Below are 13,812 nucleotides of genomic sequence, written 5' to 3'. Positions count from 1 at the left end.
AAGGAAGAAAAGGCGGGCATCAATGCGTAAGGAAAAAGGAGGGAAAGGAAGCCCGCAGCCAGCCGCTAAAAGCCTCCCTCAACCAGCGCTGTTTTTTTGCTGTTGTGCCAGGATTTTTAACGCTACTTCGCAGGCATTCGCCACATGTAACGAGGCGGTCTGTTGGGCTGCCTGTGCATCACGTCGTTGCAGCGCCAGTGATAGCTGATCGATCTCCGCCAGACTGGATGGCATACGCTGTGGCTCCATCAGGGAGGTGGCGCGCAGCAGATTCACCCGGGAGTGGAGGCTGGTCAGGATCTCTTTCACCAGATGATTACCACAGTTGTCCAGCATGATGTCATACAAGGCGGTTTTCGCCTGTAAGACGTCGTTTTGATTGCCCCTTTCCGCCGCATCCCGCAGCGCCTGCGCGCCTTGCGCAAAACGGGCGATGGCGGAATCGCTGCCGTTGCGGGCGAATTCATACGCAGCAAACCCTTCCAGCACGCCGCGCAGGGCGTAAAGTTCTTTTGCCTCCTGCAGCGAAATCATCGCCACCATTGGGCCTTTATGCGGCACAATATGAACCAGCTTTTCTGCTTCCAGTTTGCGCAGCGCCTCACGAATGGAGGTTCGGCTGACCCCCAGCGATTCACAAAGCTCACGCTCAATCAGCCGCTCTCCCGGAGAAAAGCGTCCCGAGGTAATGGCTGCCCGCAAGGCATTTTCTACCTGATGGCGCAAGGTTTCCGGTCTGATCAACCCCATATCAGCGGTCATGATTGTGTTCCTGTATGACAAAATAATATGCGCTGTTTTTAGCACAGCTCCTGTCACGCAGCAAGGATTACCCGGTGCAGCAGGGAAAGCCAGCCCGTTAAGATCCGCCTGGCGGGTTGACTCTCCAACCCGCCAGGCGTCACCTGTCGCGCTTTCTGGCTCTGCAGAGGATTCAGTTAACCGGTCGGTTGCGCATAATCCCGATCGGAGACTTCCTCTTGCCAGTGGGTTTTCCCCAGAGAAATAGCGGTATGCAGTAAATAGCTATCTGCCGCCGCGCCGTGCCAGTGACGCTCGTTCGCCGGAATCCAGACGCTGTCGCCGCTACGGATCTTTTGAGGTTGCTCGCCTGCCACACAGATCCATCCCTGACCAGCCACCACCTGCAGAATTTGCCCTTGCTCATGGCTATGCCACCAGGTGCGTGCGCCCGGTGTGAAAAAGACATTATTCATCGTGACGCCATCCGTCGTCGGCATGACCGGATCGGCCCAGACTTCGCCGGTGAAAGTAGCGCCGCGCTTTTCTGACAACGCCTGTTGTTGACGACCATGGTAAATTTGCATCGTTGACTCCTGTTAATTAATCGGGGGTATGCAGGCGTACGCCGCCGGAAATATCGCCAATCGCATCGACCACGCGGTTACTGATGGCATCACCATAGCCCAGCGCAGTCGCCAGCCCGAAGCTGGCCAGCGGTCCGGCGCTGTTCAGTGACGCGATGCCCAGTTCATGTAGCAGGTCCGTGTACAGCACCAGATCTTTCGTCATCAGTTTGCCGGTGAGACCGCCTTCCAGATAATCGCCCTCGACAATATGCGGAAAACGGTTGAGGGTAGCGAAATTAACGCCACTGCTGCTGTTAAACACCTCCAGCAGACGATGCATGTCGAGGCCCGCTTTTTTCCCTGCCACCATCACTTCGGCAGTGGCCGCGAGGCTGACGGCGTTGAGAAAGTTATTCAGTAATTTGGTGGTGTGACCGGCACCGCTGCCTCCCATTACCACAACTTTGCTGGCAATAGGGTCAAATGCCCATGCGATGCTTTCAATGGCGGCACCATCCCCGCCAACCATCAGAGTTAGCGTACCTTTCTCTGCCGCCGCCGCGCCGCCGGATATCCCGGCATCAATATAGTGGACGCCTTTCGCTGCCAGCAGGCCGTATAAACGCCGGGTTGAACTGGCGGCGGCAGTGCTTAAATCCACCACGGTCTGGCCTGGCTGACAATACGTCAGCACACCGTTTTCACCACTTATCACGCTTTCCACCGCTTTACTGTCGGGTAGTGAGAGCATGATCAGCGGACTGGCTTCCACCAGTTGTGCAAGGGAGGAGGCAGAGAGTGCCCCGGCACGTTCCACCGCTGCGCGCTGTGTATCAAATCCTGTTACCTGAATACCGGCAGCCACCAGACGGCGCGCCATGCGTCCGCCCATATTGCCCAGGCCGATAAAACCCACTTTTCTGTTTTCCATGATGACCTCCTTAATCCTGATGCGTCGAGAAATCGACATCTTTGGTTTCTGGCCCCATCAGCGCACCGATCATTCCGATCACGCCGCCCAGTACCAGCAGGACAACAGCGGTCAGACTGAACGGCATCAGCGCGCTCAGCCACTCCATATAAAAGGCGTAAAAGGAGGGCAGGATCACCGAGAGGCTAAAACCGATGCCAAAGCCGGTTGCACGCACATCGGTAACAAACCGCTCATTGATATAGGTAACGATAACGCCCCAGGGCGAAGTCACCAGCACCGCCAGCAGACTGACCAACAGCATAATGGCAGGTAACGACAGGTTGGGAAGGTGCAACAGCGCCCAGAGAATGGCGGCACCCAGCGTGGCGATTAGCGGGCCAACAATAATGAAAAAGCGGCGGCGGCCAATTTTTTGCCCTAATAAACCAGAACCGATATAACTGAAAAACAACAGGATATAGCAAATAATCAGCGTCGCGGTCATTTCAAAACCGCTCAGATGCAGGGTATGTAACAGCACGCCCGTTGGCAGAAAGATGGTAATGATATTTTGCGTTAACCAGAAACCGCTCATCATAATAAGCACCTGGAAAAGATTGCGGGCGCTTTTTCCTTTCAGCAGATCCAGCAGAGGCACTTTTTCGCGTACTGCGCCATCTCCGCTTTGCCATACCTCAGATTCCGCGACTTTATAGACATAATATAGCGCCAGACCTGCCGCCATCAGCGCGCCGATGATAAAAGGGATACGCCATCCCCATTGAACATAGGGGGAATCCATACCGCCCTGCGGAAACAAGGCAAACATGAGCATGGTAATCAGGTTAATACTGACATACGCGGCCGGGAACCCGGCGATAATGAGGCCACCGACAAAACCACGTTTCTCTTTTTTCGAATATTCAATAGCCAGAGGCATGGCACCGGTATAACCGCCACCCAGGAAAATGCCATCAATAAAACGCAGCAACACCAGCAGGATATAGGATCCCAGGCCCAGCGTTTGATAGCCAGGCAGCAGGGCGATTAACAGCGTCACGATCCCGAAGCCCGATACCGAATAGATCGACGCTTTCCGCCTGCCGAGTTTATCTGCCACAATACCAAACAGCAGCGCACCCAAAGGACGGCCGAGGAGAGTAGTGATAAAAACCAGTGACGCGAGAATGGTTTCCGTGCTGGCAGAAAGGTTGGGCGGCTGAAAATAGAATAGCATCGGCGACAGCACAACGACCGGCAGATAAATATCGAACATATCTATATATTCAGAAAAGAAAGCACCTTTAATGGCGTTCTTTCTCTTTTCTTCCAGCGACTGATCGTGAACATTATCCACAACAGTCGTATTGGCGCTTACGCTAACCATAATGTCTCCCGTTTCTCAGTGCATCTCTGTGGATGCCTTGTTCTGGGTGGAAATCCAGCGCCGCTGATCATGGGTTGTAGGGCCAGAGGGCTGGATGAGAGGTTAAGCCGAGGCGGAATGTTCTTTTTCCCACTCGCTAATGGCTTTACTGGCAACGCGAAACGCTGCCAGCGCAGCGGGTGCACCGCAGTAAACCGCCGTTTGCATCAGCACGGCACGGATCTCTTCGTGACTCACGCCGTTATTCAGCGCGCCACGGACATGCACCGCCAGCTCGTGATGCTGGCTCATCGCGGTCAGCATGGCGATATTCAGCATGCTGCGCGTTTTAAAACTGAGCGTCTCATCGCCCCAGACCTCACCCCAACAAAATTCCGTGACCAGTCGCTGTATCGGCCGATTAAACTCGTCGGCACTGGCCCAGGAGCGATCGACATGCGCTGCGCCCAACACCTGTTTACGGTGGTTAAAACCCTTCTGAAACAGTTCGCTTTCGTCCATTCTGACTCCTTTAGTTTCTCAACTTCAGATTATTCAATAATATTGTCATACAATAATTTCAGAGAAAATTTTTTGCGCTCAGGCGTCGCCATATCCCACCATGGCTTTGACTTCGAGGTATTCGCGCAGACCGGCCTCTCCCCATTCACGGCCATTACCGGAGCGGCGATAGCCACCAAAAGGGGCATGAAAATCGGGACGGGGATAGTTGATATGCACCTGGCCTGCCCGTAGACGACGGGCGATATTACGCGCGCGCATCAGATCGCCGGACTGAACGTAAGCCGCAAGCCCATACTCGGAATCGTTGGCAATAGCGACGGCTTCATCATCGCTGTCATAAGGAATGATAGAGAGCACCGGACCAAAGATCTCCTCCCGGGCAATGGTCATATCGGGTGAGACGTTGCTGAATACCGTGGGACGCACGTAGTAGCCGGTTTCCAGGCCTTCCGGCTTGCCGTTTCCGCCTGCAATCAGGTTTGCGCCTTCCTGGATGCCGCGGGCGATCAACTGTTGCACACGGGTGAATTGCGCCAGGTTCACCAGCGGCCCCAGCTCTGTTTGTGGATCTTCCGTCGGGCCGGGACGGTAACCTGACGCCACGCGTCGGGCTATTTCATCAACACGCGGCAGCAGGGCGCGCGGCACCAGCATACGGGTCGGGATGGAGCAGGACTGGCCGCAGTTGGTGAAACAGCCAGCGATGCCACGCGTTACCGCCTCTTCCAGATCGACATCATCCAGCAGTATATTGGCGGATTTTCCACCCAGTTCTTGCGCGACACGTTTCACGCTATCGGCTGCCAGTTTCGCGACCGCAATTCCGGCGCGGGTGGATCCGGTGAAAGAGACCATATCCACATCCGGATGCGCCGCGATAGCCGCACCCACTCCTTCACCATCGCCATTGACCAGATTAAACACCCCAGCGGGAACCCCAGCGTCATGCAGGACTTCAGCCAGCAGGAGCGTGCTGATGGGAGAATATTCGCTGGGCTTCAGTATCATTGTGCAGCCTGCCGCCAACGCCGGTGCCACTTTTACCATCACCTGATTTACCGGCCAGTTCCAGGGGGTTATCAGCCCACACACACCCACCGGTTCCAGGCGAATCCGGGTCGTGCCACGCATCGTCTCAAAAGAAAAATTTTCCAGTACCTCAATGATGGCGTTCAGATGTGCAGGCCCACGCGCTGCCTGTCCGTCGCGGGCAAAGGTGACGGGTGACCCCATTTCCAGGCGAATCGCCTCAACAAACTCGTCATAACGCCGTTGATAGCCGTCAAGGATACGCCGCAATAACGCCAGCCGTTCTGCAACAGAGGTGGCGGCCCAGGGCAGAAAAGCGCGCCGTGCCGCTCTGACTGCCCGCGCCACATCATGGTGATTCCCCAACGCCAGGGAAGCGATCGGCTGTTCCGTTGCGGGATTGATGACGTCGAACGGGCGGGGAGCGTCCGGTTCCACCCACTGGCCATCAATATAAAATTGTGCAGCATGAGACATCACAATCTCCTGACATTAAAGGTTATCCGCCAGTAAACGGTACATTTCGGTGTGATCGGTGGTAGCGGAAGCTGATTCTGCGGCCCGATGCCATAGCGCGATACAACTGCGGCCAAGCGTCATCGGGTAGTTCACGTCGTCTGCCAGCGCCTGGGCGATATGCAGATCTTTATCCATCAGTTTCAGGGCAAAGCCGGATGCGTAACTGCCGCTGAGCATAAACTGCTTCACTTTGTTTTCTGACGTATTGCTGCGCCCGGTCGACGCATTGAGCACATCAGTCATTACCGACGCGTCAATACCAAAACGTTGGGCGATATGCAGCGCTTCGACAGTGGCTGCCAGGCCCGCCGCCGAAACATAGTTATTCAGCGCTTTCGCCGCATGGCCAGCGCCGGCCGCGCCAATGTGCAATACCGAGCGCCCCATGGTTTCCAGCAGCGCCTGGCAGCGCGCCAGTACTTTCTCTTCGCCGCCAACCAGAATCGCCAGCTCGCCTTGCTCAGCGCGTTTCACACCTCCTGATACCGGCGCATCCAGCCACGCCAGTCCCATCGCCTGCAGCCTGGCGGCAAGCTGGCGTGAGCGCGTTGGCACGGAAGAACTCATATCAATCACCACTGCACCTGCAGTTAATCCTGCCGCCCATTTACGACTCAGTAACACCTCCTCCACAATAGTGGAGTCAGGCAGCATCGTGATCAGGGCCTCGCAGTCGGCGATATTGTCTGTGGTTAAGACACTGGCGCCTGTCGAGGCGCAGAGCGCTCGGGTGCGGGCTTCGTCGGTATCGTTCAGATATAAGTGATATCCCGCCCGTGCCAGACATGTCGCCATGGGCGTCCCCATCATGCCAAGCCCAATAAAACCAATGTTGCTGATCGCTTTCACTCTTACCTCTCTTGATTCAGCTCAGTTATCGCCTAACGCAGCGAAGAAAAATCGGTTGGTGCCAGAAAACTGTTTTCAATCCGCGCGACAATAGCCTTTTCCCGCTCGCTCCCGGCGCGTTTGGCTATCCAGTCGCTGTCCGCCTGAAAAGCGTTCCAGCGCGCTTCTCGATCGGCCATGTCCTGCCATTTCAGCAGATAGGTCAGCGTATGGTTACTTTCGCCGACCTGGGTGGTCCAGAAACCCACAGCTTCAATGCCATAGGTAGCAAAGAACCCCAGCGTGGTGGTGCGAAAACGTTCGAGCAGTGCCGGTAAACGCCCCGGCAGACAGTGGTAAACGCGCAGTTCATAGAGCATAAGGTCTCCTTGATAACGGGAATTAATTCAGCGGGAGCGGCGCCAGATCGAGACGGACAATCCACGCTTCTGTGCCGGGTTGCAGTGCCGGATAACGTTGCAAAACCAGAGGGTCATGTCCGGGGATGATGTGGTCTGCGGAATCGGCCAGCTGCCTGACCCGCTGGTAGCCTTCCATCATATCGCCGATGTTGAAGACCACCGGATAGGGCAGTTGCTGATCAATATTGGCGTAATAGTGTGCGGCGTCTGAAGCCAGCACGACCCAGCCTCGTTCGGTACGCACTCTGACGATCTGTAAACCGTCGGAATGGCCGCCCACCCGGTGGAGTGTGATGCCCGGCAGGAGTTCGCTGTCACCATGATGAAAACAGACCCGTCCGGCAAAAAGTTTCCCGATCATCGCCTGGACATCTTCAACGGCAAAAGGGTGGCGTACGCCCTCATGACACATATAGCGACCGGTACAAAAGGCCATTTCCTGGTCCTGAACATGAAAGGTCGCTGCCGGAAAGAGATGCTGATTGCCGGCATGGTCATAATGCATATGGGTCACAATGACATTTTTCACCTTGTTGGCATCAACGCCTGCCCGCTGTAAGCCCGCTTCGACAGGATGGGTGAGGGTACGGCCTCGCTTTTCTGCCATGGCCGCATCGAACCCCATATCGACAATGAGAGTTTGCTGCCTGCCGACAATCGCCCAGACGAAATAGTCCATGGGCATCGGACCATCATGAATGTCGCCGCCAATAAAGTTCTCTCTGGCTTGCCGGTTATGATGCGCATAGCGAATGGCATAGATCTGATAGTTTTCACATTCTGCTGACATAAAGCTGCCCTTTTACACAGGTGGAGCGGGATACGCTTCAGTTAAGCGTCCCTGCAGGGTTCCGGAATAAAAAAGTAAGCGCCATGTGTTCTGGCAAGGTGACACAGGCGTCTGTCATTTCCCCTGCAACGATGCAGGATTTCGGCGCGGTTCACTCTGTAGCCAGCGAACAACCTGCTGAAAGGTGCATGCCACTGCACAGCCGCACCAGATACAATAAATGCTCTGCCGTTGCTTCCCCTGTGGATAGTGTGGTGATGGCGGTCGTCAGGTGCGAACAGGCGGCGGCGGAAAGGCGTTCGCTTGCCACCTGCTTCAGCCTGTTTATCACCTGTTCTGGCGATGCTGCACGCACGTCTTCAAGGGATTCATGGATGACTTCACCCTGCAGAGTTTCAATGCGAATCGCCGCTCCCTGGCGGGCAGGAAAGACGCTATCCAGATCCGCAGAAACCTTCAGCGTGATTTTTTCGATCAGACGTGCAATGCGTTCATCTTCCAGCCGGGCATAATTCGACTCGGCAATCTCCCGCTGTGCCAGGGTCGCGGCGACGCCAAAGTAAATGCTCATTTTGGCCTGTAACGGCGTGTTAAACGGCCCGCGCCAGGCACAGCCGGGATAATTTATCGCCGCCTGACAGGTGGAAAGTTCAATACGTTTTATTTCGTCAATGTTTTTTATGCGTTCGACCGCCGCCAGCGCGACCTGGCAGGGGGACTGAGCAAAATTACAGGCGGGTACTTCTTTGTTGAATACCGTGGTTATTTCGTATTCATCCTGTGGAAACAGTGACAGCGGTTCCTTCAGCGGAATCGCGAAGGCGGCGAACAGCCCGGCCTGGCCATCAAGCGCGGAAGCAGAGCCTTGCGCGCCCAGCATCGCCAGTCTGAGTGCGGTAATGGCGTTGCGGGCAGCGAATCCCGGATGGTAATACATCTCGTCGGCACCGCTGTGCGGCCACTCATTTAAACCGCCAAAGGCATTGGCGGCGAACGCAAGGGCGTTGATGGTTTTTTCCCGATCGAGCTGCAGCAGTGCGGCACCCGCAAGGGTGGCCGCCAGTGGACCAATAAGACCTGTAGGGCGAAAGTGACGCGCCATCGCCGGTGTAATCAGCGCGCGTCCAATGCGTCCGCCGAGTTCATAACCTAAAATGGCCGCTGCAAGCGGGCAGGCGTTCAGCGCAGGATTTTCCGCTGCCAGTGAAATCAGCACTGGCCAAATCACCACGCCCATATGGGAAATGCTGCCGGTGTGCATATCTTCACGCACCAGGCCGTGGCCTCTGACTGCATTCGCAAAGGCTGCCTCTTCTGCACTGGCGCATACCGCGTCGCCTGCCACCGGTACCACGCCGCTGCTTTTCGCCGCGATATCCCGTACCTGCTGGCTCCACGGCAAATGTGCTGACTCCAGCGTGCAGGATAAAAAATCAAGAAAACAAATCGCGGCTTTTACGCGCGCTGATTCAGGAAAAACGGCGTGTGATAGTGCCTGGTCAACCAGGTTGCTTAGCAATGTTATCTGTCCCACCGCACTTCTCCTTTGATGATTAACCCTGAATGATTCAACAAATGGTCGTTTTTTCTGCCGCCGCTGGCGTCTGTGTGCCGTTTAGGTATTACAGTAATACAATATACAAAAATACAATTATGTGATCTTTTCCACAGATGGAAACAAGCGCAGGATCCGAGCGTGCAGAGCCGCTTGTTATCCGGGGCGTCCAAATCTGCTCGATCTGGCGGGGTGATGGCTAAGCTGTTGGCCTGCTGATGACGCAAGGAGAAATTTATGGGAGGGCGATGGGATCAGGCAGAATCGGGGCTAAGCAACGCAGAACGGGGTTGGCGGAGAGTGCCGCTGAAAAACGTGTGCGCCTGACAAGGCCGTCGGAAGTGACGGCCCGCAAGCGTGGCGTGTATCCGGGTCTCTTACAGAATTTTTTCCATAAACACAAAGCGTAAGTCGGGGCTGACCGGCGTACCGAAGCGGGTATCCCCGGCGGGAAAGGCTTCGGTTTCGCCCGTCTGATGATAGCCGCGTCTTTCATACCAGCTGATGAGCGTATCGCGCACTTCCAGCACCGTCATCTGGATGCGTGTGCCGCCCCTGGCCTGGCACCAGTTTTCGGCGGCGGCCATCAGTTTTCGCCCGTAGCCCGTGTTCTGCAGCTGAGGATCAATGGCGAGGGAACCCAGATACCAGGTGCCATTGGTGACCGGCTCAAGCCAGACGCAACCTTTGACGTTGCCCTGTATCTTCCACACCAGCAGGGTGGCATCGCCTTTTGCGGCGACTTCCTGGCGCAGGGTGGCCTCGCTGATGCGATCGCCGTCAATAATGCCGACTTCTGTGGTCCATCCGCCTTCACCCTGTGTGTTGCGATAGGCACGATTTAACAGCGAGGCCACGGCTGGCATATCCTCTTCACGGGCCCTCTGCAGTTGCGGCAGGGAGAGGCGGGCAGCCCGTTTGGTCAGCGGCTCCGCTGCCAGACGCTTTTCCAGCTCGCTCACTTGATCAACAAAAGACCCTGTCAGCCCTTCCACCAGTTCTCTGACCACCAGATCAAGCAGTGGCCAGACAATTTTTTCCCCGCGTTCGACAACCGACTCACCCGCCTCGGTCAGTACCACTACCGTTTTACGGCGATCCGTTTCGTCAGCCCGGGTCGCGATCAGGCCTTCCTCCGCCAGTCTGCTGATGTTTTTTGTCATGGCGGGCTGGCTGACGTCAATCGCCCGCGCCAGGTCGCTGATGCTCTGCCCCCCCTCTTTTTTCAGCTGGGCAAGCACCGGATAGAGGCCGGGCGGCACATTGGTGCCGGTGTCGCTGGCGAGCAGACTGGAATCGGCCTGCATACGCTCGGCCAGTCGCTTCAGGCGGCTGCCAAGGAAGATAAACGGCATATCTGAAATAATGTCCATCACGCATCCCTTAAAAAGTCCCATTGATTACTTTATGTTCATAACCGGCTATATTTAACGCCATTAATGTTGTCACCATGTTAAAGGATTCGCTGGCAGGCGGCAGCAGGCAATACGCAATAATCAGACCTCTGCAGAATTTCCGACAAAATGGCGAAATTGGGCTTACCACTTTCTGAATAAACCTTCCGTGCTTTAATCTGTGCCTAAGCGCTCGCTGCTTTTATAAGTATTTGAAATTAATTGGAAATATAAATATACCGTCTGGTCTCTATATATTGACAGGTTTCAGAACGCAATAATAATGTATCAATCGATACATTACTGTCAGAGTGATAGTTCGCGCTGATTTTCCACACTGTCCGCCATCATCCGTGGAAAAATTTCACTGATTGGATCTCTGTTAATCAGCCAGTTTTAGCCTGTTTACTAATGGGAAATCAATCGCCACGGGTTTAACAGACACCTCAGAGTCATTTAAGATGGCTTAAAGAGAGGTGCCCATGAGCGGTAAGCGCTATCACGAAGAGTTCAAAATTGCAGGGGTAAAACAAGTGGTTGATCGTGGTCATTCTGTTACCAGGGTGGCAATACGTCTTGATATTACCACCCACAGTCTTTATGCCTGGATAAAGGCTTATGGCCCAGATTCCTCCACCTATTTTGTATCGCAGGTAAACCCTCATAACCCAGCGCCAGCGCCAGATTTGCAAAACGCAAAAAGAAGCCGTGCATGACATCCATTCCATATAATTAGTTACTTTTTTGAGTGTTATAACATAACAATTATAATGTAAACGATTAATCGATTTTTTGATATGGAACGTGCATGTACGAAGCTAAGCTTAAGGTAGCGTTAAACTTGATAATCATTTCAGAGAATAAGAAAAAACATAAAAAGCTAAGGTTAATTCCTTCAGATAACAGCGAGATTGAATATTTGATACCTGGGGAAATTAGGGAGGATCAAGCTGTTGCCATAAAAATGGTGCCCAAAAGGGCACCAGATGCATCAGGTACCGATTATCCCGCCATTGGATTTGGTGATAACTACTGTTGAAGAACGTGGTCGTCCGTCTGATCTAGAATCTGGCCAGTTGGAGATAGCACGAGGGTTACTCGGATCGGTAATGTCGTCGCCACCTTCGCCGGGATGCTGGATATTAATAAACAGCGTGCGGTTGTCCGGCGTAAAGGCGATACCGGTAATTTCACACCCGCGTGGCCCGGTCAAAAAGCGGCGATACTCATTGGTGCCGGGCAGGGTCGCCACCATCTGGTTATTCCCCATCCCTTCATACGCTTTTTTATTAATCGTACTGGAGGAGACGTCGGTCTGGATCCACAGCACGCCGCGGTGATCGAAAGAGAGCCCGTCAGGGCTGCCGAATTCCGCCCCCTGCATGGAGCCTTTCACTTTAGGATCTTCACTGTCTGTACGCCCGGCGAGCACCAGAATATCCCATTTAAATTTCGTTGATGCCGGGTCGGCACTCGCTTCGCGCCAATGCATGATGTGGCCGAACTGGTTGTTGGCGCGCGGGTTGGCCGCGTCTACCGGGGCTTTGCCCTCTTTACCACGATCGGAATTGTTGGTGAGCGTGCAATACACGCTGCCTTTCGCATGCGGATCAACGGCGATCCATTCCGGGCGATCCATTTTCGTTGCGCCCACCGTATCGGCAGCAAGGCGCGTTTTGATCAGCAGATCGCCCTGATTGTCGAAACCATTGCTTTGATCAAGGCCATTTTCACCGAAGACCAGCGGCAGCCAGTCGCCGGAACCGTCGTCATTGAATCTTGCGACATAGAGCGTGCCTGACTCCAGCAACTGCATATTTGCCTTGCGATCGCTCGGGTCATATTTGTTCTCGGAGATGAATTTATAGATGTATTCAAATTTCTGATCGTCGCCCATATAGACCACAACGCGATTATCCTCCGCCAGCGTCACGGCGGCGCCTTCATGCTTAAAGCGGCCTAATGCGGTATGTTTGCGCGGCGTGGAGGTCGGATCGTAGGGGTCAATCTCCACCACCCAGCCAAAGCGGTTCGGCTCGTTGGGCGTTTTATCGACGCTGAAACGTTCGTCAACCTCGTTCCAGCGGTAGGATTCATCGCTATCGCTAATGCCGTAGCGCTTCTCCAGCACGTTACGCGGCGCTTTTTTAACAAAAATATCCGACCAGTTCTCTTCACAGGTCAGGTACGTCCCCCACGGGGTTTGGCCATTGGCGCAGTTTTGCATGGTGCCCAGTACCACTTCGCCTTGCGGATCGGCGGCGGTTTTCATCAACGCCTGATGACGCGCCGGACCGCTCAGTTGCATGGGTGTATTGACGGTTATGCGACGAGCAAAGCTGGAGGGACGGACCACCTGCCAGCCCACGTTATCTTTTTTCACCTCGATAACAGATACGCCCATCGCATTCTGCCCTTTACGGGCCTTATCAAGATTCCAGTTGGCGGTACCGTCTTTAAACAGCATGCCGTTATCAATGTACTCATGGTTGAGCGCCAGCAGACCGTGTGCCGGGTTCTCTTCGCCCTGCGGCAAGCTAAACCAGGCCATGCCGTCATGGTGCATACCGGCCTGCGCCGCCTGTTCTTCGGTGGTGTTGCTGGCGTCGAATTTAAATTCCGGCAGATTGCCCTTTATGCCCACAGCATCGCCCCAGCGATAAAACGGACGGGCTATATAGCCTTCCGGCACGGTAACCGTGTCTGCGGTCGAAACGGGAATGCTGGTGAAGCCCAGCGACACCGCTTTGGATAATGCTGAGGGATTTGCCTCTGCCGCGAAGGCGTTTTCTGGCTTGACTAGATAGGGAAAGGAGACGGCAGCGCCCGCCACCATTCCCATTTGCAGAAAGCGGCGACGGGACATAAAAGCGCTGACTACCTCAGAAAAGACAGGGTTCACGCTGTGGTTACTGATCTCATCGCTGTGCTCCTTTTTAAACACTGATTTAAGGGGTCTGCTCATATCGTTTTCCTGTGATTTCCATAGATTTGCGTGGCAATACAGGGCAGTTTAAAAAATATTTGTTACAGATTTATAACATGAGAAATAGCGGAGGTTCAGGAGAAAAAGTTCAATGGCATTTTTGTATTACTGATAAATCAATAAAGCCGTCCCCACCTAAGCGGAGACGGCTTTATTATACCTGACAATTCAGCGG

13 protein-coding genes and 1 pseudogene are annotated in these 13,812 nt (G+C 54.4%); 2 read left to right on the top strand and 12 right to left on the bottom strand.

Features of this window, described 5'->3' with window-relative positions; translation table 11 throughout:
• Positions 1-78 precede the first annotated feature (78 nt).
• The 11 genes from E0E17_RS17995 to E0E17_RS17945 form a co-directional block, all read right to left on the bottom strand.
• Complete coding sequence (locus E0E17_RS17995) at positions 79-762, bottom strand: GntR family transcriptional regulator (RefSeq protein ID WP_130835355.1); 684 nt, start codon at positions 760-762, stop codon at positions 79-81.
• 176 nt (positions 763-938) lie between these two features.
• Entirely contained in the window at positions 939-1,328 is a 390-nt protein-coding gene (locus E0E17_RS17990) for a cupin domain-containing protein (protein WP_130835354.1), read from the bottom strand.
• A gap of 16 nt (positions 1,329-1,344) precedes the next feature.
• On the bottom strand, positions 1,345-2,241 hold the full coding sequence (locus E0E17_RS17985; protein ID WP_130835353.1) for an NAD(P)-dependent oxidoreductase: 897 nt from the start codon (positions 2,239-2,241) through the stop codon (positions 1,345-1,347).
• A gap of 10 nt (positions 2,242-2,251) precedes the next feature.
• On the bottom strand, positions 2,252-3,610 hold the full coding sequence (locus tag E0E17_RS17980) for an MFS transporter (protein ID WP_130835352.1): 1,359 nt from the start codon (positions 3,608-3,610) through the stop codon (positions 2,252-2,254).
• Positions 3,611-3,712: 102 nt separating this feature from the next.
• The gene (locus E0E17_RS17975; RefSeq protein WP_130835351.1) at positions 3,713-4,111 is read right to left on the bottom strand and encodes a carboxymuconolactone decarboxylase family protein; all 399 of its coding nucleotides are present in this window, start codon (positions 4,109-4,111) and stop codon (positions 3,713-3,715) included.
• A 78-nt stretch (positions 4,112-4,189) separates the two neighbouring features.
• A complete protein-coding gene (locus tag E0E17_RS17970; protein ID WP_130835350.1) occupies positions 4,190-5,620 on the bottom strand; it encodes an aldehyde dehydrogenase family protein in 1,431 nt (476 codons plus the stop codon).
• 15 nt (positions 5,621-5,635) lie between these two features.
• The gene (locus E0E17_RS17965) at positions 5,636-6,511 is read right to left on the bottom strand and encodes an NAD(P)-dependent oxidoreductase (RefSeq protein WP_130835349.1); all 876 of its coding nucleotides are present in this window, start codon (positions 6,509-6,511) and stop codon (positions 5,636-5,638) included.
• Between the two features lie 32 nt (positions 6,512-6,543).
• On the bottom strand, positions 6,544-6,870 hold the full coding sequence (locus tag E0E17_RS17960; protein ID WP_130835348.1) for an NIPSNAP family protein: 327 nt from the start codon (positions 6,868-6,870) through the stop codon (positions 6,544-6,546).
• Positions 6,871-6,892: 22 nt separating this feature from the next.
• Complete coding sequence (locus E0E17_RS17955) at positions 6,893-7,702, bottom strand: N-acyl homoserine lactonase family protein (protein ID WP_130835347.1); 810 nt, start codon at positions 7,700-7,702, stop codon at positions 6,893-6,895.
• 151 nt (positions 7,703-7,853) lie between these two features.
• Positions 7,854-9,236 (bottom strand): MmgE/PrpD family protein, encoded by a 1,383-nt coding sequence (locus tag E0E17_RS17950; protein WP_130835346.1) that lies wholly within the window; start codon positions 9,234-9,236, stop codon positions 7,854-7,856.
• Positions 9,237-9,634: 398 nt separating this feature from the next.
• On the bottom strand, positions 9,635-10,630 hold the full coding sequence (locus tag E0E17_RS17945; RefSeq protein ID WP_130835345.1) for a bifunctional helix-turn-helix transcriptional regulator/GNAT family N-acetyltransferase: 996 nt from the start codon (positions 10,628-10,630) through the stop codon (positions 9,635-9,637).
• 503 nt (positions 10,631-11,133) lie between these two features.
• Between E0E17_RS17945 and E0E17_RS17940 the strand changes: the two are divergent.
• Positions 11,134-11,292: pseudogene (locus E0E17_RS17940) on the top strand (transposase); the annotation flags it as partial.
• Between the two features lie 167 nt (positions 11,293-11,459).
• Positions 11,460-11,690, top strand: coding sequence for a hypothetical protein (locus E0E17_RS17935; protein ID WP_130835344.1), 231 nt, complete (start codon positions 11,460-11,462; stop codon positions 11,688-11,690).
• Here the strand turns inward: E0E17_RS17935 and E0E17_RS17930 are convergent.
• Complete coding sequence (locus tag E0E17_RS17930) at positions 11,643-13,616, bottom strand: PhoX family protein (protein ID WP_130835343.1); 1,974 nt, start codon at positions 13,614-13,616, stop codon at positions 11,643-11,645. The genes E0E17_RS17935 and E0E17_RS17930 overlap by 48 nt on opposite strands.
• Positions 13,617-13,812 lie beyond the last annotated feature (196 nt).

Origin of the sequence: [Erwinia] mediterraneensis (assembly GCF_900604315.1) — a bacterium.
In the GTDB taxonomy this organism is placed as follows: domain Bacteria; phylum Pseudomonadota; class Gammaproteobacteria; order Enterobacterales; family Enterobacteriaceae; genus Pantoea; species Pantoea mediterraneensis_A.
The sequence above is the reverse complement of the archived record's forward strand: the minus strand, read 5'-3'. Positions and strand labels throughout refer to the sequence as shown.